21 protein-coding genes and 1 pseudogene are annotated in these 24,811 nt (G+C 56.8%); 10 read left to right on the top strand and 12 right to left on the bottom strand.

The features are described from left to right. Window positions 1-106: 106 nt before the first annotated feature. Both AQ981_RS14500 and AQ981_RS14495 read left to right on the top strand, forming a co-directional pair. Entirely contained in the window at window positions 107-442 is a 336-nt protein-coding gene (locus tag AQ981_RS14500; protein WP_058912462.1) for a zinc ribbon domain-containing protein YjdM, read from the top strand. A 249-nt stretch (window positions 443-691) separates the two neighbouring features. Then, window positions 692-2,236, top strand: coding sequence for a methyl-accepting chemotaxis protein (locus AQ981_RS14495; RefSeq protein ID WP_058912461.1), 1,545 nt, complete (start codon window positions 692-694; stop codon window positions 2,234-2,236). A gap of 178 nt (window positions 2,237-2,414) precedes the next feature. Here the strand turns inward: AQ981_RS14495 and yjdP are convergent, their stop codons facing one another. The 4 genes and pseudogenes from yjdP to AQ981_RS14475 form a co-directional block, all read right to left on the bottom strand. Next, entirely contained in the window at window positions 2,415-2,735 is a 321-nt protein-coding gene (yjdP, locus tag AQ981_RS14490) for a DDRRRQL repeat protein YjdP (protein ID WP_058912460.1), read from the bottom strand. An 83-nt stretch (window positions 2,736-2,818) separates the two neighbouring features. Further along, window positions 2,819-4,486 (bottom strand): annotated as a pseudogene (locus AQ981_RS14485) (ATP-binding protein); the annotation flags it as partial. A gap of 317 nt (window positions 4,487-4,803) precedes the next feature. Then, complete coding sequence (locus AQ981_RS14480) at window positions 4,804-7,323, bottom strand: acyltransferase family protein (protein WP_058912459.1); 2,520 nt, start codon at window positions 7,321-7,323, stop codon at window positions 4,804-4,806. A gap of 255 nt (window positions 7,324-7,578) precedes the next feature. Next, entirely contained in the window at window positions 7,579-8,313 is a 735-nt protein-coding gene (locus AQ981_RS14475) for a response regulator transcription factor (RefSeq protein WP_058912627.1), read from the bottom strand. Window positions 8,314-8,587: 274 nt separating this feature from the next. Between AQ981_RS14475 and fdhF the strand changes: the two genes are divergently transcribed. Further along, a complete protein-coding gene (gene fdhF, locus AQ981_RS14465; RefSeq protein WP_082683201.1) occupies window positions 8,588-10,735 on the top strand; it encodes a formate dehydrogenase subunit alpha in 2,148 nt (715 codons plus the stop codon). A 55-nt stretch (window positions 10,736-10,790) separates the two neighbouring features. Here fdhF and gltP read toward each other — a convergent pair whose 3' ends face one another. Further along, entirely contained in the window at window positions 10,791-12,104 is a 1,314-nt protein-coding gene (gene gltP, locus AQ981_RS14460; RefSeq protein ID WP_058912456.1) for a glutamate/aspartate:proton symporter GltP, read from the bottom strand. Window positions 12,105-12,526: 422 nt separating this feature from the next. Here gltP and acs point away from each other — a divergent pair, with 422 nt between their 5' ends. The 3 genes from acs to actP all read left to right on the top strand — a co-directional run bounded on the left by acs (window position 12,527) and on the right by actP (window position 16,574). Continuing rightward, window positions 12,527-14,485, top strand: a complete 1,959-nt coding sequence (gene acs / locus AQ981_RS14455; protein ID WP_058912455.1) for an acetate--CoA ligase — start codon at window positions 12,527-12,529, stop codon at window positions 14,483-14,485. A 119-nt stretch (window positions 14,486-14,604) separates the two neighbouring features. Further along, complete coding sequence (locus tag AQ981_RS14450) at window positions 14,605-14,919, top strand: DUF485 domain-containing protein (RefSeq protein WP_058912454.1); 315 nt, start codon at window positions 14,605-14,607, stop codon at window positions 14,917-14,919. Then, window positions 14,916-16,574 (top strand): cation/acetate symporter ActP, encoded by a 1,659-nt coding sequence (gene actP, locus AQ981_RS14445; RefSeq protein ID WP_058912453.1) that lies wholly within the window; start codon window positions 14,916-14,918, stop codon window positions 16,572-16,574. The genes AQ981_RS14450 and actP overlap by 4 nt, the downstream gene beginning before the upstream one ends. 14 nt (window positions 16,575-16,588) lie before the next feature. Here the strand turns inward: actP and AQ981_RS14440 are convergent, their stop codons facing one another. The 3 genes from AQ981_RS14440 to AQ981_RS14430 are packed head-to-tail and all read right to left on the bottom strand — an operon-like array spanning window position 16,589 to window position 18,170. After that, the gene (locus AQ981_RS14440; protein WP_058912452.1) at window positions 16,589-17,008 is read right to left on the bottom strand and encodes a hypothetical protein; all 420 of its coding nucleotides are present in this window, start codon (window positions 17,006-17,008) and stop codon (window positions 16,589-16,591) included. Window positions 17,009-17,061: 53 nt separating this feature from the next. Beyond that, window positions 17,062-17,751: an LrgB family protein gene (locus AQ981_RS14435; protein WP_058912451.1), complete on the bottom strand. Its 690-nt coding sequence runs from the start codon at window positions 17,749-17,751 to the stop codon at window positions 17,062-17,064. Further along, window positions 17,748-18,170: a CidA/LrgA family protein gene (locus tag AQ981_RS14430; RefSeq protein WP_058912450.1), complete on the bottom strand. Its 423-nt coding sequence runs from the start codon at window positions 18,168-18,170 to the stop codon at window positions 17,748-17,750. Before AQ981_RS14430 ends, AQ981_RS14435 begins: the two co-directional genes overlap by 4 nt. 100 nt (window positions 18,171-18,270) lie before the next feature. Between AQ981_RS14430 and AQ981_RS14425 the strand changes: the two genes are divergently transcribed. After that, entirely contained in the window at window positions 18,271-19,173 is a 903-nt protein-coding gene (locus AQ981_RS14425) for a LysR family transcriptional regulator (RefSeq protein ID WP_058912449.1), read from the top strand. On the opposite strand, the gene AQ981_RS14420 is transcribed toward AQ981_RS14425, so the two are convergent. Beyond that, entirely contained in the window at window positions 19,170-20,816 is a 1,647-nt protein-coding gene (locus AQ981_RS14420; protein WP_058912448.1) for a Na+/H+ antiporter, read from the bottom strand. The two genes, AQ981_RS14425 and AQ981_RS14420, sit on opposite strands and share 4 nt — an antisense overlap. 157 nt (window positions 20,817-20,973) lie before the next feature. Further along, window positions 20,974-22,323, bottom strand: a complete 1,350-nt coding sequence (locus AQ981_RS14415; RefSeq protein WP_058912447.1) for an NCS2 family permease — start codon at window positions 22,321-22,323, stop codon at window positions 20,974-20,976. A 23-nt stretch (window positions 22,324-22,346) separates the two neighbouring features. On the opposite strand from AQ981_RS14415, the gene AQ981_RS14410 reads away from it, so the two are divergent. Next, entirely contained in the window at window positions 22,347-22,598 is a 252-nt protein-coding gene (locus AQ981_RS14410; RefSeq protein WP_058912446.1) for a hypothetical protein, read from the top strand. 17 nt (window positions 22,599-22,615) lie between these two features. Here the strand turns inward: AQ981_RS14410 and AQ981_RS14405 are convergent, their stop codons facing one another. Together AQ981_RS14405 and soxR are read right to left on the bottom strand one after the other, a co-directional pair. Beyond that, window positions 22,616-23,281: a glutathione S-transferase family protein gene (locus AQ981_RS14405; protein ID WP_058912445.1), complete on the bottom strand. Its 666-nt coding sequence runs from the start codon at window positions 23,279-23,281 to the stop codon at window positions 22,616-22,618. Between the two features lie 107 nt (window positions 23,282-23,388). Further along, on the bottom strand, window positions 23,389-23,847 hold the full coding sequence (gene soxR, locus AQ981_RS14400) for a redox-sensitive transcriptional activator SoxR (RefSeq protein WP_058912444.1): 459 nt from the start codon (window positions 23,845-23,847) through the stop codon (window positions 23,389-23,391). 80 nt (window positions 23,848-23,927) lie between these two features. Between soxR and soxS the strand changes: the two genes are divergently transcribed. Continuing rightward, the gene (gene soxS / locus AQ981_RS14395; protein ID WP_058912443.1) at window positions 23,928-24,251 is read left to right on the top strand and encodes a superoxide response transcriptional regulator SoxS; all 324 of its coding nucleotides are present in this window, start codon (window positions 23,928-23,930) and stop codon (window positions 24,249-24,251) included. A 216-nt stretch (window positions 24,252-24,467) separates the two neighbouring features. Further along, on the top strand, window positions 24,468-24,746 hold the full coding sequence (locus tag AQ981_RS14390; protein WP_058912442.1) for a YjcB family protein: 279 nt from the start codon (window positions 24,468-24,470) through the stop codon (window positions 24,744-24,746). Window positions 24,747-24,811 lie beyond the last annotated feature (65 nt).

The raw sequence follows: 24,811 nt of genomic DNA, 5'->3' as shown, positions 1-24,811 counted from the left end.
AATGCGGGGATTCATGTATAATCACGCCACTTTTTGGGCAACTTGCCCCATTTTTGCGCTGAAATCTCTTTTTTTCAGCCTGTAACCCGATACCGAGGACGATACAATGCAACTCCCTCATTGCCCGCAGTGCAATTCTGAATATACCTATGAAGATAACGGCATGTATATCTGCCCTGAATGTGCCCACGAGTGGAATGACCAGCAGCCGGCGGAAGAGAGTGATGCGCTGGTAGTTAAAGACGCCAACGGCAACCTGCTGGCAGACGGTGACAGCGTTACTGTGGTTAAAGACCTGAAGGTAAAAGGCAGTTCTTCAATGCTGAAAATCGGTACCAAAGTGAAGAATATCCGCCTGGTGGAAGGCGATCATAACATCGACTGTAAAATCGATGGTTTTGGTCCCATGAAGCTGAAATCTGAATTCGTGAAGAAAAACTGATTCTGGCGCCCCGGCCATCAGTGTCGGGGCCAATATAAACAACCCGCCTTCCCCGTTTCCTCCTGCTCATCTGGTTAATTATCGGGTATACGTTTCCGCCGTCGAATGAAAATATATATTCTTTTGTATATAATATATTGATTGTTTAATTTTTATTAAAAATATTTCCCGCCAGATATAAAGCGCGCCCTGAATATGCCGAAAATAACAGAACCGTCGTAATCCGCTAACGCTGCGCAGGAAACTATCATGCGACATACGCCTTACACTACCAATACTGAATATATTCTGGAAGACAATGCCACATTAATGTCTACCACGGACCTACAAAGTTATATTACGTATGCCAATGACAGTTTTATTGAAGTCAGCGGATTCAGCAGTGACGAATTACTCGGTCATCCCCATAATGTCGTCCGGCACCCGGATATGCCCAAACAGGTCTTTGCCGATATGTGGGCAACGCTGAAAAAAGGCCATCCGTGGACCGGTCTGGTCAAAAACCGCCGTAAAAATGGCGATTATTACTGGGTACGCGCCAACGCGGTGCCTATCGTGCGTAACAATCAGACTATCGGCTTCATGTCGATACGCACCAAGGCGACCCGCGAAGAGATAGAGCAGGCCAGCCAGCGCTATCGGGCAATGAACGAAGGGAAAATGCCCGGACGCCGCTTTCACAGCGGCCTGCTGGTACGTCGCGGCCCGCTGTCCTGGCTGTCATGGCTAAAAACTCTGCCCCTGCGCTGGCGAGTCAGAACGCCGCTGATATGCTCTATTCCGCTTTTTGCACTCGCGCTATGGCCCCTGAAATTACCGCTGGCGCTTGCTCTGACGTTGCCGGGCATCCATACGTTCCTGATCCTACTGATCGCCTGGTGGCTGGAAAGCCAGATAGCCCGGCCGGTTGAAAAGGTCTGCCAGCAGGCGCTGCGGGTGGCCACCGGCGCCAGCCACAGCGTGGAGCATATGCAGCGCGCCGATGAAGTGGGCACCACCCTGCGCGCTATCAGCCAGTTGGGGCTAATGTTCCGCTGGCTGGTCAACGATGTCAGCAGTCAGGTCTTTGATGTCCGCGAAGGGAGCGACTCACTGGCCAAAGGCAATGAAGATCTCAACGAACGTACCCGCCAGACCGCGGTCAACGTTCAGCAAACTCTGGCCACCATGAATCAACTCTCCACCACGGTACGCAATAACACAGAAACCGCCACCGCAGCCGATGAACTATCTCTTGCGGCTCGTGATGCGGCATCTGACGGCGGCGAGGCGATGGAAACCGTCATCACCACTATGGCGCAGATCGCCGAAAGCACCCGGGAAATAGGCTCTATCACCAGTTTAATCGACAGTATCGCCTTCCAGACCAATATTCTGGCGCTCAACGCCGCGGTTGAAGCCGCGCGCGCCGGCGAGCAGGGGAAAGGCTTTGCGGTAGTCGCCGGCGAAGTGCGCAGCCTGGCCCAGCGCAGCGCCACCGCGGCCAGCGATATCCGCCGTTTGATTGAGGCCAGCGCCGGGAAAGTGGAGTCGGGATCGGTACATGTGCAGACTGCCGGCCATACCATGCGCGACATTGTCGACAAAGTGAAAAACGTCAGTGAATTGATCGCCCGAATCAGCGTCGCCACCAGCCATCAGGCCCAGGGGTTAAGCGATCTGACCCGCGCCGTCGATGAGCTGGACCATATCACCCGCCAGAACGCCACGCTGGTACAGCAGGGCGCGCAGGCCTCCGCCACGGTCAAATACCAGGCGACCCGTCTGGTGGATGCGGTCACCGTATTCCGTTAATTCCCGCCGATGCGGCGGTACAACCCGCCGCGGTTTTCCGTCTCTGGTCCGGCACCCATCAGGTGATATTGCACCACTATTTTTATGATCCGCCGCCTGGAGCGATCGGCGTATTATCACGTCTGCTGGACCACGATAAAGAAATCACCAATCGTCGGGTGAAGACCTCTCCTGTTACCTAACGATCGTACTCGTCCTCCAGGCGCCGGTATTCATCATCCAGTTGACGTTGCTCCCGATCGAGCTGACGCTGGCGATCGTCGATCTGCTGCTGGCGCGCCTCAAGCTGCCGGCGCTGGTTGTCGTACTGGCGGTTGCCGCCGTCAGCGCCGACGGCAGACGAACGCCGTTCGCTATCGGTATCGGCCTTGCCCGTCGGCCAGGCCTCTTCCAGCGCCTGCTGAATATTACTGACCGCCTCATCAATAACGTCAGCCCGCGCGGCCTGACCGCCAGCCAGCGATAGCCCGAGCGCCAGAATCCCCAGAGAATATTTCATAACACCTGCCTCCATCTGATGACCGGCTTTACGCTAATCAGCCACCGCAGCGATCAGTAGCGGAGAATTCCCAAATCCGCCGGTTAGCTGCCGGCCCGGCGCAACGCCAGCGCCAGATGCTGGCTGGTGAACGGCTTACGCAGCAGTTCCACATCCGGCAGTAATGGGTGATGAGCCGGACGCAAGTCCTGGCCGCTAATCAGCAGCAGCGTCAAATGGGGATGATGGGCGCGGGCGTGGTTGAGCACATCCGCCCCGCTCAGATGGCCAGGCAACATTAAATCGCTGATAAAAATACGAATATCTTCCACCGCCTCCAGCAACGCAACCGCCTGTTCGCCGTTTTCCGCTTCCAGGGTCAGGTAGCCCAGTTGATGAAGCTGTTCACACAGGGTCTGGCGCACGTCCGGCTCATCCTCGAGCACCAGTACCAACCGATCGTCGCTGTCTGGCTCAGGAGGCGTTTGTTGGGGCGGCGCAGTATCCACCTCCACCGCCGCCCGGGGAAGTTGCAGGCGCACGGTGGTCCCTGCTCCGGGGGTGCTTTCAATTTCCACCCTGCCGCCGGACTGATGGACAAAACCGTACACCATCGACAGTCCCAGCCCGCTACCGCCGCTGTGAACCCGGGTCGTAAAAAACGGTTCAAACACCTGGGAACGTACCTCCGGAGACATACCGCAGCCGCTATCAATTACCTCCAGCGCCACCATATCCTGGCGGCGCCCGTCGCTGCGCATTACCCGCTGATTCCAGGTACGAATCCGGATAACGCCACTGCGCCCTTCCATGGCGTCCCGGGCATTCATTACCAGGTTAATGATGGCGTTTTCCAGTTGGTTGACGTCAATCCACGCCGGCCAGGCGGGATACTGGGCTTCAATTTCCAGCGTCAGGCTGGCGGGTAGTGAGTGGCGCATCAGCTCCTGGAGGTTTTCCAGCAGATATTTCAGCGCTACCGGGCGCGGATGCAGAGACTGCTTACGGGAAAAGGCCAGCAGACGCTGGGTAAGCTGTGCGCCGCGCTCCGCCGCTTTCAGGGCGCGAGTGACGCGTGGCGCGTCCGGCGAATCCGGGGCCGCCAGCTCCAGGCTACCGATAATCACCGTCAGCAGATTATTAAAATCGTGGGCCAGTCCACCAGTCAGTTGCCCAACCGCCTTCATTTTCTGACTATGCAGCAGCGCTTCTTCCAGCCCTTTGTGTTCAGTTCGATCCAACACCACGTTGACCATACCGCGCTCCGGCACCGGACTGAAGCGCAGTTCAATGGTGCGGTTATCCGCCAGTTTGATCTCCTGAGTGCGGGGATGGGGCTGCTGCAGGTTATCCAGTAGCGGCCCTGACAATGATGCGACCTGGCTGAGCAGGGTCAAATAGTGCTGGCCGCGCTGCAGCATGTTGCCGTTCAGCCCGAGCATCACCGGGTACTGGGGGTTCCACACCACCAGATTGCCGTAATTATCAAACAGCGCCAGCCCGTCGCGCATGGCGTGAAAAGTCGCTTCCAGCTGGCTGGTTTTTTCCTTCAACAGCCGCGACGCATCCTCCAGCGATGTCATATTGCGGGCGAAAATATCGTAGGCCCGCGCCAGTTCGCCCAGTTCATCCCGGCGTAGCAGGGAAGGTACGCTGACACCGGATTCACCGCGCGCCAGTTGGCTCATCGCCCGGGAAATCGCCGCCAGATTGGTGCCGATATTACGGTAAAGATACCCGCCCGCCGCCGCCAGCGCGACCAGCGCCAGCAGCGTAAGCGCCACCGTCGGTTGAATCTGCGCCGCCTGCGCTCCGGCCTGCCGGAGGCTAAATACCGCGCTGGCGCCGACCGCCAGCAGCAACACTATCGCCAGCATGCTGAAACATAATAGCCGGCCCCGGACACTGACAAGAAACTGATACACCGACCGCCACATAGCCACTCTCCGCTGTAAAAACCTGACACTACCCGGCGGATGAATGTTACACAAATGTTGACAGACGCTGAATGTGATCGCGTTCAACAATTATGACGACCCGGGAGCCTCCCGCCGACGCGTCATTCCGCCTGCGGCTGGCGGTACTCCGGTTAATGCGATGCGGCGGCGGTAATTTTAATCGCCACCAGCCCGATACCTAACAGCCTGCCATCCCCGGACTCTCCGGAGGCCTGTGGACTTTGCGGATAAGGCGGCGTGATTTCAATCACCCTGGCGCCGCCTGGATTGGCGAAATACAGTTTCGTCGTTGTTGGCTGCCCGGCAACGCGCATTTGGTGACGTTCGTTGCCAACAACAACGCTCACCGGCTGGTTGATATTGGGACCATACCCCTGAGCGGTCACTTCAAGGGTAAAATCCTGCGGCAGCGGCTGGTGAAACGCCAGGCGCACCACCGGCGCCAGACGACCATCGCTCCAGCGTCCCCATGATTCGACGTGGGATAACCCGGAGAGGCTGTCCAGAAAATCGGGTACTCCCTGCTGATTAAAGGCGTAGCCCTGTTCAGGAATATGCATACTGCCTTCCCGGGCGGGCTTGCGCAGTCTCGGCAGTACGCGGGCGGAAAAATCCGCCAACAGCGTCATGCTACCCCAGGCGCTCAGGTGGTCGCCGTCGAAAAACAGCGCGTGGCCGTCTTTCCAGACGCTGCAGACCTCACCCGGGCACAATACCGGGAAAGGATCCCAGACGCTCACCGATGGAACCGCCTGAACTACCTGTGCGTAGCTGTCCAGCACCGGCGCCCGGTATTTCTGTAATAACGCGCGATCCATGGTCATACCCGGCGCGCAAATCGGATTATCGCGGTTAAACCAGTCGGCACAGCGATAGGGCGGCACCTGAAAGATAGGTTTCGGCGCTTCAAAAACCACCTGAGCCCCTTTGGCGCTGAATTCCCGTAGCACATCTATTGCCCACTCTACTGAGCGCTGTCGGTTAGCCTGCGCCCGATCGCTAAAGAAACTTTGCTGGTGTGCTGCCGCGCCGAAATAGACCCATTGATCGCCAAACCGCGGCAGGCGTAAAGAGGCCAGCAGCAGGACATCGCCAGGCCTGATACGCTGGCGCAGAGCGCGTAAAGATGACGCGATATTCTGCCGGCAGTGGGCATCATCCAGATCGCGCTCGGTCTGGAAACTGACAAACGGGCAACCGCCGTTACGATAAACATCCACCTGCAGATTGTTTCGAATGGCCAGTTGCTTATACAGCGTCATATAGGCAAGAGTGTGGGAGTCGCCGATCACGTGCAGCACGTTGTAGCGGGAAGCGCTCTCCTGCAGGCAGCCTTCCGGTTTAATCACCATCACGCTGGTCCCTTCCACGTCAAGGGTCTGAGGATCGGCGCGACAACCGGGAAAATCGGGTGTCGCCGGCCCACGATCGGGGTACCAGAGATCGGCATCGGCGCTAACCTGGCTCAGGGACAGCCTGTTCGAATGCGCATTCAGCACGCTGGCGCCCCAGCAAGCGATGGCTATCACGCACAATCCTGCGCTAATCACCAGCGCATTGGCGGCCTTTTTAACCAGCCCGGACTGGCGCATTGGCGTTTCAATCAGGTAATAAGACAGCGTTGCCAGTACCAGGGTCACCGCCAGCGCACACAGCATTGTTAGCGGAGATTCCAGGCCGCAGGTCCAGCGGAATAGCACAAATGTCGGCCAGTGCCACAAATACAGCGAATAGGAGGTTTTGCCGAAAAACAGAATATAGCGGTTGCCCAATAACGCGTGCAGCCACGGCAGCCCCGGCTGTCGGTACAGGCTATAAATAATACCCAGTGTTGAAACGGCAGCCAGTAGCGCGCCCGGCATCGGGAACTGGTGCGGTGTGGAAACAACAAAAGAGATCAATAAGCCGATAAACGCCGCGACGCCAATCGTGTTCGCAAACCCGCTTCCGCCCCCCTCCCCCTGCGGGCGCGACCAGGTGATTATCTGGTACAGCAATACGCCGCTCGCCAGTTCCCAGAAACGTCCCGGACTCAGAAAATAGGCGTTGGTGGGCTGTACCTGCGACTGCCATGCCGAAAACACCGCGGAAGTCAGTAGCCCAATCGCAAACAGAGCGACCGAAATGCCTCTGCCGCGCTGTCCGCACAGCCAGGCAAAAAACAGCGCGGGGAAAATCAGGTAGAACTGCTCTTCCACGCCAAGCGACCAGGTGTGGGTGAAAGGATTAAATTCCGTGGTTGGCGCAAAATAATCCCGGCCGTTCGCCGCCAGAATAAAGTTGCTGAGTCCAAAAAAAGCGAATAACCCGGTCTGCTGGTTAACATCGCTGAGCCAGGAGTCGGGAATGAATAACGCCGAAACTACGGCGGTTACCAGCAGGCAGACAATCAGTGCCGGAAAGATACGTCGGATGCGGCGCGCATAAAAAAACGCCAGAAAATGCCAGAAGCCGCTGCCCCGGAAATGGGTGATTGACGCACTGACCACAAAACCGGATATCACAAAAAAGACATCCACCCCGACAAAACCGCCGGGCAGCCACGAAGCGTGTAAGTGGTAGATAATAACTGAAATAACCGCTAAAGCCCGTAGTCCATCAATGAAGGGATAATATCGCGACGGTGTCGCATTATAATTATTCAACCGCATTATGACATCGCTTATATAATATTATTCTGAATATAAATCAGCGTTAGCGAAAGCTAACGACCAGCGCCATTACTTACTGAACAGAGTAAATACCATGGCAATATATAATATATTTATTAAGAACCCACGCTGTAACATAAAATTAACTTCTCTTGGTTTTTCATAAAGTTACCGGCATTCCATATCAAAAAAGTTATTTCAGTTTAATAATTAAAAACGCACAAAGTATTTACAACAACCTCTGCGACCCCGGCATTATATTGCGGTATCTTCTATCGGCGCTACATCCGCAGAAAACACGTATCCCGCGCCGCGAATGGTACGGATCAATCCCGGGTGCTGCGGGTTGGTCTCAATTTTTCGCCGCAACCGCATAATCAAAACATCGACAGTGCGATCGAATATTTCCCGTGATTCACTATGGGTCAGCGCCAGCAGTTGTTCACGGCTCAGCACCTTGCGGGCATTACTGGCCAGTACCAGCAACAGGCTGTATTCGCTCTGGCTCAGTTCAACGGACTCGCGCCGCGAATTCAGCAGCAGGCAACGTTCGGTATCCAGCGTCCAGCCATTGAAAGTCATCCCGGCGCGGGTTTTCACCGGCAGTTCTCCCGCCATCACGCCGCTACGCCGCAGCACCGCTTTGACCCGCGCCGCCACCACCCGGGTATGAAACGGCTTGACGATATAGTCGTCAGCGCCCATCTCCAGCCCTGTCACCACATCCGACTCGCTGCCCATACCGGTGAGCATGACCACAGGCAGTTCCGGCCGCAGCGCCTGAATTTGCTGCAACACCTGCAATCCATTGATGTCGGGGAGCATTAAATCCAGCAGGACCAGCGCGATTTCAGGACGATGAGCCACCAGCGCCAGCGCGTCATTGCCGCGATGACAAATACGCACGTCAAAGACATGCTCATTGAGAACATCGCGTAAAACATCACAAATCGCCGGGTCGTCATCCACCACCATAATGGCAGGTTTTATCATAATTTCTCCGGGGAGGATGGAGTGACCAGCCTGTGATGGTGCTGATCGTGCGGCAAAATCGCCAACAATGAATCTCGAAAATTCAACCTCTGTCACATTCACCGCCAGCCACCGTCGCGGCGATTTTACCGGTGACCTGTTTTTCATCAGGGTTTCGGCCATTTTTTCTGCGTATCATCGTCAGTAACCCTGCTTTTGATATGGCATAAATGACAACAATATGGCGCCTGGCGCGCCGCTACAGCAACACAGCATTAATGGAGCAATGTGGATGAAAAAGGTCGTCACTGTTTGCCCATACTGCGCCTCGGGATGCAAGATTAACCTGGTGGTTGATAACGGGAAAATCGTCCGGGCGGAAGGCGCAATGGGGAAAACCAATCAGGGAAACTTATGTCTGAAGGGCTATTACGGCTGGGATTTTATTAACGATACCCAGATCCTGACCCCGCGCCTGAAAACCCCGATGATTCGCCGCCAGCGCGGCGGCAAGCTGGAAGCCGTCTCCTGGGACGAAGCGCTGGACTACGTCGCCGCCCGCCTGAGCGCGGTAAAAGAAAAATATGGTCCCGATGCCATTATGACCACCGGCTCTTCGCGCGGTACCGGCAATGAGACCAACTACATCATGCAGAAATTCGCGCGCGCCGTTATTGGCACCAATAACGTCGATTGCTGCGCGCGCGTCTGACACGGCCCTTCGGTTGCAGGTCTGCACCAGTCGGTCGGTAATGGCGCCATGAGTAACTCTATCGTCGAGATAGAAGATACCGATTTAATTCTGATCTTCGGGTATAACCCGGCGGATTCACACCCCATTGTGGCCAATCGCGTGATTAAGGCTAAACAGAAGGGGGCGAAAATCATCGTTTGCGATCCGCGGGTCATTGAAACGGCGCGCATCGCCGATATCCATTTACAACTGCGTAATGGTTCCAACATTGCGCTGCTGAACGCCATTGGCCATGTGATCGTTGCCGAAAACCTCTATGACCGGGCCTTTGTCTCCGGGCGTACTGAAGGTTTTGAGGAATACCGTAAAATCGTCGCCGGCTATACCCCGGAATCGGTTGAGGAAATCACCGGTATCAGCGCGGCGCAGATTCGCGCTGCGGCGCGGATGTATGCCAGCGCCAGAACCGCCACCATCCTGTGGGGTATGGGAGTAACACAGTTCTACCAGGGCGTGGAAACCGTACGCTCACTGACCAGCCTGGCGCTGCTCACCGGCAACCTGGGTAAACCGAATACCGGCATCAACCCGGTGCGCGGCCAGAACAACGTCCAGGGCGCCTGCGATATGGGTGCCCTGCCGGATACTTATCCAGGCTATCAGTTCATCACGAACCCGCAGAACCGGGCAAAGTTCGCCGCGGCCTGGGGGGTGGAATCACTACCGGATCGGGTCGGTTATCGCATTAGCGAACTGCCGCACCGCGCCGCCCACGGTGAAGTACGCGCTGCGTATATCATGGGCGAAGACCCTTTGCAGACCGATGCCGAGCTGTCCGCGGTGCGCCAGGGTTTTGAAGATCTGGAACTGGTGATAGTTCAGGACATCTTTATGACCAAAACCGCAGCGGCGGCGGACGTCGTCCTGCCCTCCACCTCATGGGGCGAACATGAAGGGGTGTTCACCGCCGCGGATCGCGGTTTCCAGCGCTTCTTTAAAGCGGTGGAGCCGAAATGGGATCTGAAAACCGACTGGCAGATCATCAGTGAAATCGCCACCCGTATGGGTTACCCGATGCACTACACCAACACCAAAGAGATTTGGGACGAGCTGCGCGCGCTGTGCCCGAACTTCTTTGGCGCCACCTATGAAAAAATGGGCGAACTGGGGTATATCCAGTGGCCGTGCCGCGACGAATCGGATGCCGATCGGGGTACCTCTTATCTGTATGCGGAAAAATTCGACCGCGCCAACGGGCTGGGGCAGTTCTTTACCTGCGACTGGGTAGCGCCAGTCGACAAGCTGACGGAAGAGTTTCCGATGGTGCTCTCCACGGTGCGTGAGGTCGGCCACTACTCCTGTCGCTCGATGACCGGCAACTGCGCGGCGCTCTCCGCGCTGGCGGATGAGCCCGGCTATGCCCAGATGCACAGCGCGGACGCTGAACGCCTCGGCATTCAGGATCAGGAGCTGGTATGGATCCATTCCCGCAAAGGCAAAGTTATCACCCGCGCCCAGGTCAGCGAGCGGCCCAACCAGGGCGCCGTGTATATGACCTATCAGTGGTGGATTGGCGCCTGCAATGAGCTGGTGACGGAAAATCTCAGTCCCATCACCAAAACGCCGGAATATAAGTACTGCGCGGTGCGGGTTGAACCGATTGCCGACCAGCAGGCCGCCGAACGCTATGTGATTGACGAGTACAACAAGTTGAAATCACGGCTGCGCGAAAGCGCGCTGGGATAAAGACCAAAAAAAGGACCGCGCCCCCGGGAGGCGGTCCTTTTTGACGTCTCAGCCGTTAAGAGTTGACCTGCTTATCAAAGCTCCCCAGCATCTCCTGCTCGTAAGCGCGGGCCTTTTTGCGATCGAACTTATGCTCCCATTTGGCAATAACCAGTACCGCCAGCGCATTACCCACCACGTTCAGCGCGGTGCGCGCCATGTCGAGAATCCGATCCACCCCGGCAATAAACGCCAGTCCTTCCAGCGGGATCCCGACGCTGCCCAGGGTCGCCAGCAGCACCACAAACGACACGCCCGGCACACCAGCAATGCCTTTCGAAGTCACCATCAGCGTCAGTACCAGAATGATCTCCTGGCCAATCGACAGCTCAATACCGTACAACTGGGCAATAAAGATAGCGGCGATACTCTGGTACAGCGTGGAGCCATCCAGATTGAATGAATAGCCGGTCGGCACCACAAAGCTGGTTATCGACGCCGGCGCGCCGTAAGCCTCCATCTTTTCAATGATTCGCGGCAAAACGCTCTCGGAGCTGGCGGTGGAATAGGCCAGAATCAGCTCGTCTTTCAGGATACGGATCAAAATGGTGATCCGCAGCCCGCACAGGCGCGCCACCGCCCCCAGTACCACCAGCGCGAAGAACAGAATCGCCAGGTAAACCAGCACCACCAGTTTCAACAGTGGCCACAGTGAGGCAAAACCAAAGTTCGCCACCGTGACGGAAATCAGCGCGAATACCCCAACCGGCGCGTAGCGCATCACCATATGGGTGACTTTAAACATCGTTTCGGAGATTGAGCGGAAAACAGTGACCAGCGGGTCGCGATGAGCGGCGGGCAGGGACGACAGCCCGAGTCCAAACAGTACCGAGAAGAAGATAATCGGCAGCATATCCCCTTTCGCCATCGACGCCACAATGTTGGTCGGCACCAGCGAGAGGATGGTGCCCATCAGACCGTGGGCGTGGTTCTGTACTTCCTGGGTCGTGCTCTGGTACTTAGAAATATCCACAGTCGCCAGCTGCGACATGTCGATTCCGTGACCGGGCTGGAACACATTGGCGACCGTAATACCGAGCACAATGGCGACGGTGGTGATCACCTCAAAATAGATGATAGTTTTGGCGCCAATGCGCCCCAGTTGCTTTGCGTCGCCCACCCCGGCAATGCCGACGATCAGCGTGGAAATCACTATCGGTACTACGATCATCTTGATCAAATGAATAAAGATATCTCCCGCCGGTGAGAGCAAATTACTGATCAGCCACTCCCGACTGTCAGACTGATAGTGCAAAAAGCTACCCAATAGAATACCCAGCACCAGGGCCAGCAGGATCTGCCAGGCCAGGCTGATTTTATTTTTCTTCATCAAGGAACTTCCTCAGTAACACGCCATTCCCATGCTGTTGCCGTATGAGAACGTCAATAACGGAAAGGGTTATGACAAACGATGGATGGTTGTGTGGATTTTTTTATCGTGGGTAATCAGTACCATTTGCATGGCCTGCTATGCAACCCCCGGGGAAAAGGGCTATTCACTTGCAAAAGCCAAATAATCGCTATTTTTTACCAATCTTCAAATATAACCATTTGTTATGAAATGATATTTGCACACCCCTTACCGAATAATCAAACAGAGTGACTATTTCTTTATTAAGCATCGTTCGATTAAGAATTAATCAACACTTACATTGCGTGATCTACAGCTCAAATAACAAACAAAGCTTTTGTTATCTCTTTAATTAACCTTTAATTGACATATTATTAACAATCTTAAGGAGAAAAAAAGCCATGAGCCAAATACACAAGCATCCTATTCCCGCAAACATTGCGCAACATTGCCTGATAAATCCGCAGCAGTATCAAAGCGGCTACCAACAGTCAGTTCAGGACCCCGACGCGTTCTGGGGCGAACAGGGCAAAATTCTCGACTGGATCAAACCTTATACCCTGGTAAAAAACACGTCATTCTCCCCGGGCAACATTTCGATTAAGTGGTACGAAGACGGCACCCTTAACCTCGCGGCTAACTGTCTCGACCGCCACCTGCATGAACGCGGCGACCAGCCGGCCATCATCTGGGAAGGCGACGACGCCAGCCAGAGCAAAACTATAACCTATACACAGTTGCACCACGATGTCTGCCGCTTCGCCAACGTGCTGGTGGGACTGGGCATTAAGAAAGGCGATGTGGTAGCTATCTATATGCCGATGGTGCCGGAAGCCGCCGTCGCTATGCTGGCCTGCGCGCGTATCGGCGCAATTCATTCGGTGATCTTCGGCGGATTCTCTCCGGAAGCCGTCGCCGGGCGCGTTATCGACTCCAGCGCCCGCCTGATCATTACCGCCGACGAAGGCCTGCGCGCCGGACGCACCATCCCGCTGAAGAAAAACGTCGATGACGCCATGAAAAACCCCGGCGTCACCAGCGTGGAGCATGTGGTGGTTCTGCGCCGTACCGGCGGCAACACCGAATGGCATGAAGGACGCGATCTGTGGTGGCATGACGAAATCGAGAAAGTCGGCAGCGATCACCGGCCGGTGGAAGTTAACGCCGAAGATCCGCTGTTTATTCTTTATACTTCCGGCTCAACCGGTAAACCAAAAGGGGTATTACACACTACCGGCGGTTACCTGGTCTACGCCGCCACTACCTTCAAATACGTCTTTGACTACCATCCCGGTGATATCTACTGGTGTACCGCCGACGTGGGTTGGGTTACCGGCCACAGCTACCTGCTTTACGGGCCGCTGGCCTGCGGTGCCACCACGCTGATGTTTGAAGGCGTACCGAACTGGCCGAAGCCCAACCGTATGGCCCAGGTGGTGGACAAGCATAAAGTTAATATTCTGTATACCGCGCCGACGGCGATCCGCGCGCTGATGGCGGAAGGCGATATCGCCATCGAGGGTACCTCCCTTGATTCGCTGCGCATTCTCGGCTCGGTGGGGGAACCCATCAACCCGGAAGCCTGGGAGTGGTTCTGGAAAAAGTTTGGCAAAGAGAAATGTCCGGTGATGGACACCTGGTGGCAGACCGAAACCGGCGGTTTTATGATAACCCCAATGCCTGGCGCCACCGAACTGAAAGCCGGTTCCGCCACCCGTCCGTTCTTCGGGGTCCAGCCGGCGCTGGTGGATAATGAAGGCCATCCGCTGGAAGGCGCCACCGAGGGCAATCTGGTGATCACCGACTCCTGGCCGGGTCAGGCGCGTACCCTGTTCGGCGACCACGAGCGTTTCGAGCAAACCTACTTCTCTACTTTCAAAAACATGTACTTCAGCGGCGACGGCGCCCGCCGCGACGAGGACGGCTACTACTGGATCACCGGACGCGTCGACGATGTGCTGAACGTCTCCGGCCACCGTCTGGGAACGGCGGAGATCGAATCCGCGCTGGTCTCACACCCGAAGATCGCCGAAGCCGCCGTGGTGGGTATCCCCCATAACATTAAAGGCCAGGCCATCTATGCCTATGTCACCCTGAACCACGGCGAAGAGCCGTCACCGGAGCTGTACGCCGAAGTACGTAACTGGGTGCGTAAAGAGATTGGCCCGCTGGCGACGCCGGATATTCTGCACTGGACCGACTCGCTGCCCAAGACCCGCTCCGGGAAGATAATGCGCCGCATTCTACGCAAAATCGCCGCCGGGGATACCAGCAACTTCGGCGATACCTCAACCCTGGCCGATCCGGGCGTGGTGGAGAAACTGCTGGAAGAAAAACAAGCGATCGCCATGCCATCATAACCTCAACTCCCGGCGTGGAAACCGCCTGAATATCCTCGATTCAGGCGGTGGATACGGCCGTTACTCGCCGGGAGATTTTCCATAACGACAACCTGTACTTTACCTCTGGAGACTCTGTGATGAATGAACCCATTTATCAACGGATAGAAGACAGTGCGCATTTCAGGGAGTTAGTCGAAAAAAGGCAACGGTTTGCCGGCATCCTGTCACTGATTATTCTGGTGATTTATATCAGTTTTATTTTACTTATCGCCTTTGCCCCTGGCTGGCTGGGCGCCCCCATTGGGCCAGATACCAGCGTTACGCGCGGTATTCCCATCGGGATGGGGATTATTATTATTTCTTTTGTAATGACAGGGATTTATGTCTGGCGAGCCAATAAAGAATTCGACCGGCTGAATAACGCCGTCCTGCGCGAGGTAAAGGCATTATGAAAGCGTTTCTCACGGCGCTGGCCGTTTCCCTTTTCAGCCTGCCCGCCGGCGTGATGGCGGCCGACGCCCTCAGCGGCCCGGTCGAGCGCCAGCCGACCAACTGGCAGGCGATTATTATGTTTGTCGTTTTCGTCTGTTTTACCCTTGGCATCACTTACTGGGCCTCTAAACGAACCCGCTCACGCAGCGACTACTATACCGCCGGCGGCAATATTACCGGCTTCCAGAATGGCCTGGCCATCGCCGGCGACTATATGTCCGCCGCATCGTTCCTCGGCATTTCAGCGCTGGTATACACCTCCGGCTACGATGGCCTGATCTACTCGCTGGGCTTTCTGGTCGGCTGGCCGATCATTCTGTTCCTGATAGCCGAGCGGCTGCGCAACCTCGGGCGTTATACTTTCGCCGATGTGGCGTCCTACCGCCTGAAGCAAAGCCCGATCCGCACCCTCTCCGCCTGCGGTTCTCTGGTGGTGGTAGCGCTGTACCTCATCGCCCAGATGGTGGGCGCCGGCAAGCTGATCGAACTGCTGTTCGGCCTTAACTATCACGTCGCGGTGGTGCTGGTCGGAGTACTGATGGTGATGTACGTACTGTTTGGTGGCATGCTGGCCACCACCTGGGTACAGATCATCAAAGCGGTACTGCTGCTGTTCGGCGCCAGCTTTATGGCCTTTATGGTGATGAAGCATGTCGGCTTTAACTTCAGCAATCTGTTCAGCGAAGCGATGGCGGTCCACCCGAAAGGCGAAGCGATCATGCGCCCCGGCGGTCTGGTTAAAGACCCGATCTCCGCCCTGTCGCTCGGCCTGGGGCTGATGTTCGGCACCGCCGGCCTGCCGCACATTCTGATGCGCTTCTTTACGGTCAGCGATGCCAAAGAGGCGCGCAAGAGCGTGTTCTACGCTACCGGCTTTATGGGTTATTTCTACATCCTGACCTTTATCATTGGTTTCGGCGCCATCATGCTGGTGGGGGCTAACCCGGCGTTTAAAGACGCGGCGGGCGGGCTGATCGGCGGCAATAACATGGCGGCGGTACACCTGGCCGACGCGGTGGGCGGCAACCTGTTCCTCGGCTTTATCTCCGCCGTGGCCTTCGCCACCATCCTGGCGGTTGTCGCAGGGCTGACGCTGGCCGGCGCTTCCGCGGTCTCTCATGACTTGTACGCTAATGTGTTCCGCAAAGGCGCCACCGAACGCGACGAGCTGCGGGTATCAAAAATTACGGTACTGGTGCTGGGGGTGATCGCCATTCTGCTGGGGATCCTGTTTGAAAACCAGAACATCGCCTTTATGGTCGGACTGGCGTTCTCCATCGCCGCCAGTTGTAACTTCCCGATCATTCTGCTGTCGATGTACTGGTCGAAACTGACCACCCGCGGCGCGATGATCGGCGGCTGGCTGGGGCTGCTCACCGCCGTGGTGCTGATGGTCCTCGGCCCGACGATTTGGGTACAGATCTTAGGCCACGCCGCACCGGTCTTCCCCTACGAATACCCGGCGCTGTTCTCTATCCTGGTGGCGTTTATCGGTATCTGGTTCTTCTCCATCACCGATAACAGCCCGGAGGGGAGTCTGGAGCGCGAACAGTTCCGCGCCCAGTTTATCCGCTCCCAGACCGGGATCGGTATTGAGCAGGGCCGCGCCCATTAATATGACGATCGGCCTCAGGAAGAGGCCGCTGTTTTCACCGGCGCAGTGAAACGCCGCGCCGGCGAAAACAACAGCAGGCACAGCATGACTAAATTCACCAGAGATATCCCCATGCGTAGCCAGTACTGCTCGTGACTCCAGGGGAAACGCTGAAACAATATCGTTAATATCCAGCACCCCAATGCCCATGGCACAGGGTACGCCACCAGTTGGCGCAAGCGTTTGATGTACAGCAACAGACCGCAGTAGTAATTAAGCACCACTGTTAGCCAGAACAGCCACTGAAGCAGCCAGTTATTGACGAAATACGTGAGCCAAATGACCTGCACGCCCAACCAAACGTTGACTGCCAGCACCAGAAAATAGATAAAAAACTTCACCCGGCCAAAAGTGCCTGCACGCCAGCCAGTAAACAGATCCTGCAGAATAAACAATGTGCCATCCTCCCTGATGGAGATTCCCCTCGCAATTCCATGGAGGGTACCGTTCAGAACATCACCCACGCCACCAGCGGCGCCACAACCACCATTAGCGCCCCGGACATCATCATCACCAGGCTGGCGACCACGCCTTCCCGCTGACCGAGCTCGTAACTGCGCGCAGTGCCGGCACCGTGGGATGCGGCGCCAAACCCGGCGCCCTTTGCCATCGCAGCGCGAATCGACAGGCGTAGAAATAGCATATCTCCCACCGCCATACCAAATACCCCGGTCACTACCACAAAGAGAGCTACCAGATCTGGTTGGCCCCCCAGCGGTTTCGCCGCCGCCAGAGCAAACGGCGTGGTAATGGAGCGCACCGCCAGACTACGCTGCACTTCATCCGGCAGAGTAAACAGACGCGCCAGCCAGACGGAGCTGGTGACCGCCACCAGCGTCGCGGTCACCACGCCTGCCGACAACGACATCCAGTGGCGTTTAATCACCGCCAGATTATCGTAGACCGGTACGGCGAAGGCGATGGTCGCCGGCCCCAGCAGCCAGAGCAACCAGTGGGCTTCTCCCATGTAGCTCTGGTAAGAGATATGCCCGGATACCAGTATCGCCACCAGCAACAGTGGCGTCAGGACCAGCGGCATTAGCGGCAGGGCGTGGAAGCGTCGGTATAACTTTTTGTTGGCGAAATACAGCGCCAGGGTCGCCAGCAGGCAAAACTGGCTCAGGACAATACCGCTCATCGTCTGTCACCTCTGCGCCGTTCCCTGACCAGCTCATAGCGATAGATGCGGTCCACCACCCAGGCGGTAGAGCCGAGCACCATCACTGTGCTGAGCGCGATCACCATGAAAATTCGCCAGCCGTCCACCATCAGTAACTGGGCATAATTCACCACCGCAACCACCGCCGGCACAAAAAACAGCAGCATCTCCGCCAGCAGCCAGCGCGCACCGGCGCGTACCCAGTTCAGGGGGACGATACGACACAAAATCAGCGCCAGTAGCAGCGCCATCCCCACCAGATTGGCGGGCAGCGGTAAATGCAGCCAGGCCACCAGCCGCTCGGCCACCACAAACAATCCAGCATACAGCAGTACCTGAACCGGTACCTGAAGGCGCTGCAACACAGCGGGCGTAAAACGACGTAACGCCACAGACATGATCACATTCCAGGAAGAGAGAGAAATGGCAGTATAGAGAGGCGCTTTACTGGCAGGAAATGAATTAAAATCATTGCAGGTATAGTTAACAGGAATAGTTATGGATATCCGAACGCTGCGCTATTTTGTCGAAGTCGTGCGTCAGCAGAGTTTCACTCGCGCGGCGGAAAAAATGTTTGTCACCCAGCCGACCATCAGCAAGATGCTGCGTAACCTGGAAGACGAACTTAACTGTACCCTGCTGCTGCGCAACGGCCGCAGGCTACTGCTGACCGATACCGGCCGGGTGGTGTATGAACGCGGGCTGGCGATTCTGGCGGAATTCCACCAACTGGAAAGCGAGCTGGGGGATATCAACCACCTTAACAAAGGGATCCTGCGCCTCGGCATTCCCCCCATGGTCGGAATGATGATTGCCGGGCCGCTGAGCGCCTATCGTCAGCAATACCCCGGCGTGGAGCTGAAAATCGCCGAATTTGGCGGCCTGACGGTCCAGCAGGCGGTGATGAACGGCGAGCTGGACCTCGCCATTACCGCTTTTCCCCTCGCGGATGAGAGCCATTTCGCCACCATGCCGTTATTCAGTTATCCACTGTGCGTGCTGGTACCGAAAACCGCCGACTGGCAGCAGCGCGCGGCCCTGGCGCCGGAGGAGCTCGGCGAGCATCCGCTGGTAATTTACAGTGAAGACTTTTCATTGAACCGCCAGCTTATGCAGCTGTTTCAGGAGCGCAACGTCACGCCGCGCATTGCGGTACGCAGCGGGCAGTGGGATTTTCTGGCGGCGATGGTGGAAGCCGGCGTCGGCATTGCGGTGTTGCCGGAGCCGGTATGCCAGCGGCTGGACAGGGAGCGCCTGATGTGGCTGCCTCTGAACAGCCAGCTACAGTGGCAGTTGGGGATGATCTGGCGCGACGGCGTCTACCAGTCCCACAGCGCCCGGGCATGGATCGACTGCTGCCAGCAGCGCTGGCCGACGTCTGCCGGCCAGCCTGAGAGTTAACTCTTCTCGATCAGTAATGCTTCCAGCAGGTCGAGATCGTGCAGCATCTTTTGCAGGGTCTCGTTGCTAATCTGCTGCGTGGCGCGCAGATGGTAGAGCTCGGCGCGTTCGGAGCGCAGCGCCGCCAGGCGGAAACGGCGCTCAAGGTTCTCTTCCATCTCGCTATTGCCCGCGTCGTCACGACCATCGGCCCGGCGCCGCAGGTTACCGATCACCCGCGAGCTCACCTCTTTAATCAATTGATCGTCAATGTTCTCGTTGGTATCCGTCAGCAGGCGCTCTTCCATCTTCTGAATCGCCACAATAGCGACTTCCGCGGTTGTTGACCGGGCAAGGCGCTCCTCTTTGTGCGCCTGGGCATGATCAGTCACCTCGACGTGGCGCAACAGGATGGGCAGCATAACAACCCCCACCAGCAGCGAGACCAGAATCACTCCGGCGGCGATAAACACCAGTTCATAACGGGCGGGGAAGGCGCTGCCGTCCGGCAGGAACAGCGGGATAGAGAGCACGCCGGCCAGCGTGATGGCGCCGCGCACCCCGGCAAAGGAGGCGATCAGCAGTTCCCGGGTGCTGTAACTACCAAACTCCATCGGCTTCTTCTTCAGGAAACGCAGGCTGATGTTCTTCATTGCCCACAGCCACAGGAAGCGCACCAGAATCAGCGCAAAGTAGACCAGGATAATGTCCATAAACAGCATCCAGGTCTCCACGTTGGGATCGATCTCCGCCGCCGCCAGCGAGGTTTGCAAAATCCCCGGCAGTTGCAGACCCAGCATCAGGAACACCATGCCATTGAACACAAATTCCAGCATCGCCCAGACGCTGTTAGCGCGCAGGCGCATTGCCAGCGGCGCGGTGCGCATCACCCCGGAGCGGGTAATGGTCATCCCGGCGGCCACCGCCGCCAGAATCCCGGAAACGCCGATATGTTCCGCAATCAGGTAAGAGGCGAACGGCAACAGGAATAGCAGGACAATCTGGGTTGCCGGTTCGTCGCCGCTCCAGCGGCTCATCAGGCGCAGAGAGCGCCCGTACAGCAGGCTGACGGCAATCCCCGCCAGCAGACCGCCCACGGCCACTTTCATAAATTCAAAGGTCGCGCCGCCGACGGTAAAGACCATCGTCCCCATCGCCACGGCGACGGCAAACTTCAGGGACACCAGGCCGGAAGCGTCGTTCATCAGCGCCTCGCCCTGCAAAATCCCCATGATTTTCTTGGGAATACGCCCCTCGCCGACAATGCCTGACAGAGCGACGGCATCGGTGGGCGACAATACAGCCGCAAGGGCGAACGCCGGAATCAGCGGGATCCCCGGCACCATCCAGTAAATCAGGTAGCCGATCCCGACGACGGTCACCAGTACCAGCATCAGCGCCAGGCCGATAATTTCCCGGCCGTGGTGGATAAACTCCCGGGTGGGGGTCTTCCAGCCATCGGCGAACAGCAGCGGCGGGATAAACAGTACCAGGAACAGTTCCGGGTTAAAGTCGACATGCAACCCGAACGTCGGCCATGCCAGTAGCGCCCCGAGCAGAATCTGCATCAGCGGCAGGGGAACCTGAAAAGGCAGGATGCGCGTGGCTACGCCGGACAGTGAGACCACAAGGGTCAAAATGAGAATAGTAAAAAAGATTTCCATGCTTTCCTTAGTCGCGATGTTTTGCTACCCGCCAACCGGCAGGCGAATGTTGTTCTGATAATAGAACAACTTTTTCTACGATAAGGAAACAGGAAGCGGATTAAACCAGATAAAAAAACAGGCCGAAAATTCGGCCTGTCCGGGAAAGTCAGAAACGTTAGATAGCCCAACCACCGGCGTAAAACGCCACCAGCGCCACGGCGATAACCACGGTGCCGGCGTTCAGTTTACGCCATTCGCCGGAGACAATGCGCCCCACCACCAGCGACGCGAAGCCGATCATAATACCGGTCACAATGTTGCAGGTCAGGACAATAAACACCGCGGTGATAAGCCCGGCCATCGCGTCAACAAAGTCGTTGAAATCGATTTTAGCGACGTTGCTCAACATCAGCAGGCCAACATACATCAGCGCCGGCGCGGTAGCGTAGGCCGGCACCAGGTAAGAGAGCGGCGACAGGAACAGAATCAGCAGGAACAACACGCCGACAGTAATCGCCGTCAGGCCGGTCTTGCCTCCTGCCGCGGTACCCGCCGCGGATTCGATATATACCGCCGCTGGCGCCGCCCCAACCAGGCCGGAAAAGACGCTGCTCAGGGAGTCGGTGGTCAGCGCCTTGCCGCCATCAATAATCTGCCCGTCTTTATCCAGCAGGTTCGCCTGGCCGGCCACCGCGCGAATGGTCCCGGTGGCGTCAAATACCGCGGTCATGACCAGCGCCAGCACGCTGGGCAGAATTACCGGGTTAAGCGCGCCCATAATATCCAGACTACCAATCAGTGAGTTACCCTGCTCATCGCTGAGGGACGGCATGGCAAAGATGCCGGAGAAATGCACTGTCGGGTCGAAAATCAGCCCGACAACAGAGATGCCGATAATGGTCAGCAGAATACCGCCCGGCACTTTCATTTTCTCCAGACCGATAATGACCGCCAGCCCGATCAGCGTCATGATCACCGGGAAGCTGGTGAAGTGGCCCAATGCCACCGGCAACCCTTCCAGCGGGTTTTTAATCACCAGGCCAACGCCGTTGGCGGCAATCAACAGCAGGAACAGACCAATCCCGATGCCGGTACCGTGAGCGACGCCCATCGGCAAATTACGCAGGATCCAACTGCGGATACCAGTCGCGGAGATAACGGTAAACAGTACCCCCATCAGGAATACGGCGCCGAGAGCCACCGGTACGCTGATCTGCTGACCCAGCACCAGGCTAAAAGCGGTAAATGCGGTTAATGAGATGGCGCAGCCGATAGCCATCGGCAGGTTTGCCCACAGCCCCATGACGATGGACCCGAAACCAGCGACCAGGCAGGTTGAAACAAACACGGCCGCTGGCGGAAAACCGGCCTTGCCCAGCATTCCCGGCACCACGATAACCGAATAGACCATAGCGAGGAACGTGGTGAGACCGGCGACAACTTCCTGACGCACGGTACTGCCGCGTGCGGAAATCTTAAACCAGGCGTCAAGCGAACCGCTGGTACGCGCTGAAGGCGTAGACATAGTGAAACATCCCCTGAGTATTTATGATTGAATTTTCCCGCAGCGCGAACATCCTTTCGCCGGCAAAATATCTGCCCTGCTGCATTACGCCAGTCGCCACGCAAACGTTTAACCTGGCGCGTAAAAAACGGCTAAGAAATACAGGCAAACGATTATCCGGTCTTCATAGCGCCCGTTTCAACCAAACTTTCACGCTTTTTGCGAAAAAAACCGCTTGCCGGCGAATTAATCGCCTGCTGATGCGCAAACGTTATCGCCGGTGCGCAAATTATTAACATCTGCGCCGTTCACACTAACCAGGCAGATCAAAAGGACCGCCCGCCTCCTCGGCCCGCTGCCACGCCGGACGTTGCCTGCCGCGCGCCAGCCAGTCGCTCAGATGGGGTAAATCGCCCTGCCCACCGCGCGCCAGCAGAACCGACGCCGGAAAGCTCATCTGGATATCGGCGACGCTGAACTGCTCGCCGCTGAACCAGCGGTGCTCAGCCAGATGCTGCTCAATAAAGCGACTATGGGTCGCCAGTTGCTGGTTGAGAAAGGCGCTTTCCACCCCTTTACCCAGCACCTTACCCAGCGGGCGCAGCAGCCAGGGTACCGGCGCTTTGCCCATTTGCCCAAGTACCAGTTTCAGCAACAGTGGCGGCATCAGGGAACCTTCGGCATAGTGCAGCCAGAAACGGTATTGCAGGCGCTCTTCCTGCCCTTGCGGCCGCAACTGTTGCGCACTGTCGTACGTTTCCTGTAGATACTCAAGAATCGCCGCGGACTCCGCCAGTACATGGCCGTTGTCTTCAATGACCGGCGACTTACCCAGCGGGTGGATCTTCTTCAATGCCTCCGGCGCCAGCATCGAAGGTTCCCGGGAGTAGCGCACCATTTTCCAGGGAATACCAAGCTCTTCGAGCATCCACAGCACGCGCCAGGAGCGCGAACGTTCAAGGTGGTGGACAACAACCATAGTGCCTCCGCAAAGCGGTGAGATTCATTCCACTATAGAGAATAGCGCGCGATTCCGCCCGGCGGCGTGGACGCGCCGGCTAATCACTACCGCTACGCGAACAGCGTTTAGTCGTCTTCCAGCAATCGGGCGCCGGTCCCCTGCTCACCCAGACGATCGTCAGGGTTGCGCAGCGGGCAGTCGCGACGCGACAGACAGCCACAGCCGATGCAGCCATCCAGATCGTCGCGCAGCGCCACCAGGGTGCGAATACGCCGATCCAACTCTTCACGCCACTGGCGCGACAACACCTTCCACTCTTTAGCGCTCAGGGTATGCCCCTCCGGCAGAACGCTGAACGCATCGCGGATAGTGCTCAACGGAATGCCGATACGCTGGGCGATTTTGATAATCGCCACATAGCGCAGGACATCGCGGGTATAGCGCCGCTGATTGCCGGCGCTGCGAATGCTTTTGATAAGCCCTTTGCTCTCATAAAAATGCAGGGCCGACACCGCCACGCCGCTTCGCTTCGCTACTTCGCCGGGGGTGAGGAATTTTTTTAAAGCAGATGCCTGGTTTTGCAAAATGGACTTTACCTCAAGTTAACTTGAGGAATTATACTCCCGGTCAGTAACAAGAGCTAATCGATAAAGGAGAGGATGACATGTCACACCGGGAGATTATTCACACCTTGACTGCATGGATTGACGAGCACATTGACCAGCCCATGAACATTGATATCGTGGCCAAAAAATCCGGTTATTCGAAGTGGTACCTGCAGCGTATGTTCCGCACAGTGATGCGCCAGACCCTGGGCGACTACATTCGCCAGCGTCGCCTGGTGCTGGCTGCCGAAGCGTTGCGCACCACCAAAAAACCTATTTTTGATATCGCCATGGATTTTGGCTACGTTTCCCAGCAAACCTTTTCCCGGGTCTTTCGCCGGGAGTATGACCGCACCCCGACCGACTACCGCCACCACGCCTGAAAGCCCGCTGGCGGCCCCGCCGCCGCCGTGGGGCATTAACCGCGCCAGGCGCCGTTTTGTTGCTGGTGAATAAATCCGCAAATGTGATATAGTTCACAAAAGAGAGCTAACCCGCTCTCTGTCTATTTTTCTGCAGCAACTAACGCTCTCAGACCCGGATTGTGATGCCGCAAGCGTCCGTGAGCGTTATTCGACATATCCTGAGGAACGGTTTTCATGGCTACCATCACCACCAGTGTGATTTTAATGCGCTGGCAGTTGCTGAGTGCGGTGCTTATGTTTCTGGCCAGCACCCTGAACGTTAAATTTCGCAAGTCGGACTATCACGCGCTGGCGATCGTCTCCAGCGGCATGGGGATTGCCGCCTCCTGCTGGTTCGCTACCGGGTTGCTGGGCCTGAGTCTCGATTTTCCGGTGATGTGGGCCCACTTCAAAGAGGTATTCATGGATGTGATGAGCCGCACGCCGCCGGAATGGCCGATGATGCTGAACTGATAATCAGCCCTCCCGTCATCGACCAGGCCCAAATACGCATTCAGGGCCGGGTCTGAGTAACGCAG

Origin of the sequence: Entomohabitans teleogrylli (genome assembly GCF_001484765.1) — a bacterium.
In the GTDB taxonomy this organism is placed as follows: Bacteria; Pseudomonadota; Gammaproteobacteria; order Enterobacterales; family Enterobacteriaceae; genus Entomohabitans; species Entomohabitans teleogrylli.
This window is presented reverse-complemented; position numbering and strand designations above follow the sequence as displayed.

What these genes read in the sequence shown, in the direction of transcription:
- AQ981_RS14425 (WP_058912449.1), top strand. Translation starts at nt 18,271, where the DNA reads ATGGATATCCGAACGCTGCGCTATTTTGTCGAAGTCGTGCGTCAGCAG.
- actP (WP_058912453.1), top strand. Translation starts at nt 14,916, where the DNA reads ATGAAAGCGTTTCTCACGGCGCTGGCCGTTTCCCTTTTCAGCCTGCCC.
- AQ981_RS14435 (WP_058912451.1), bottom strand. Translation starts at nt 17,751, where the DNA reads ATGAGCGGTATTGTCCTGAGCCAGTTTTGCCTGCTGGCGACCCTGGCG.
- gltP (WP_058912456.1), bottom strand. Translation starts at nt 12,104, where the DNA reads ATGAAGAAAAATAAAATCAGCCTGGCCTGGCAGATCCTGCTGGCCCTG.
- yjdP (WP_058912460.1), bottom strand. Translation starts at nt 2,735, where the DNA reads ATGAAATATTCTCTGGGGATTCTGGCGCTCGGGCTATCGCTGGCTGGC.
- AQ981_RS14415 (WP_058912447.1), bottom strand. Translation starts at nt 22,323, where the DNA reads ATGTCTACGCCTTCAGCGCGTACCAGCGGTTCGCTTGACGCCTGGTTT.
- AQ981_RS14495 (WP_058912461.1), top strand. Translation starts at nt 692, where the DNA reads ATGCGACATACGCCTTACACTACCAATACTGAATATATTCTGGAAGAC.
- AQ981_RS14430 (WP_058912450.1), bottom strand. Translation starts at nt 18,170, where the DNA reads ATGTCTGTGGCGTTACGTCGTTTTACGCCCGCTGTGTTGCAGCGCCTT.
- AQ981_RS14500 (WP_058912462.1), top strand. Translation starts at nt 107, where the DNA reads ATGCAACTCCCTCATTGCCCGCAGTGCAATTCTGAATATACCTATGAA.
- soxS (WP_058912443.1), top strand. Translation starts at nt 23,928, where the DNA reads ATGTCACACCGGGAGATTATTCACACCTTGACTGCATGGATTGACGAG.
- AQ981_RS14410 (WP_058912446.1), top strand. Translation starts at nt 22,347, where the DNA reads ATGATTGAATTTTCCCGCAGCGCGAACATCCTTTCGCCGGCAAAATAT.
- AQ981_RS14405 (WP_058912445.1), bottom strand. Translation starts at nt 23,281, where the DNA reads ATGGTTGTTGTCCACCACCTTGAACGTTCGCGCTCCTGGCGCGTGCTG.
- AQ981_RS14390 (WP_058912442.1), top strand. Translation starts at nt 24,468, where the DNA reads ATGGCTACCATCACCACCAGTGTGATTTTAATGCGCTGGCAGTTGCTG.
- AQ981_RS14480 (WP_058912459.1), bottom strand. Translation starts at nt 7,323, where the DNA reads ATGCGGTTGAATAATTATAATGCGACACCGTCGCGATATTATCCCTTC.
- AQ981_RS14420 (WP_058912448.1), bottom strand. Translation starts at nt 20,816, where the DNA reads ATGGAAATCTTTTTTACTATTCTCATTTTGACCCTTGTGGTCTCACTG.
- acs (WP_058912455.1), top strand. Translation starts at nt 12,527, where the DNA reads ATGAGCCAAATACACAAGCATCCTATTCCCGCAAACATTGCGCAACAT.
- AQ981_RS14450 (WP_058912454.1), top strand. Translation starts at nt 14,605, where the DNA reads ATGAATGAACCCATTTATCAACGGATAGAAGACAGTGCGCATTTCAGG.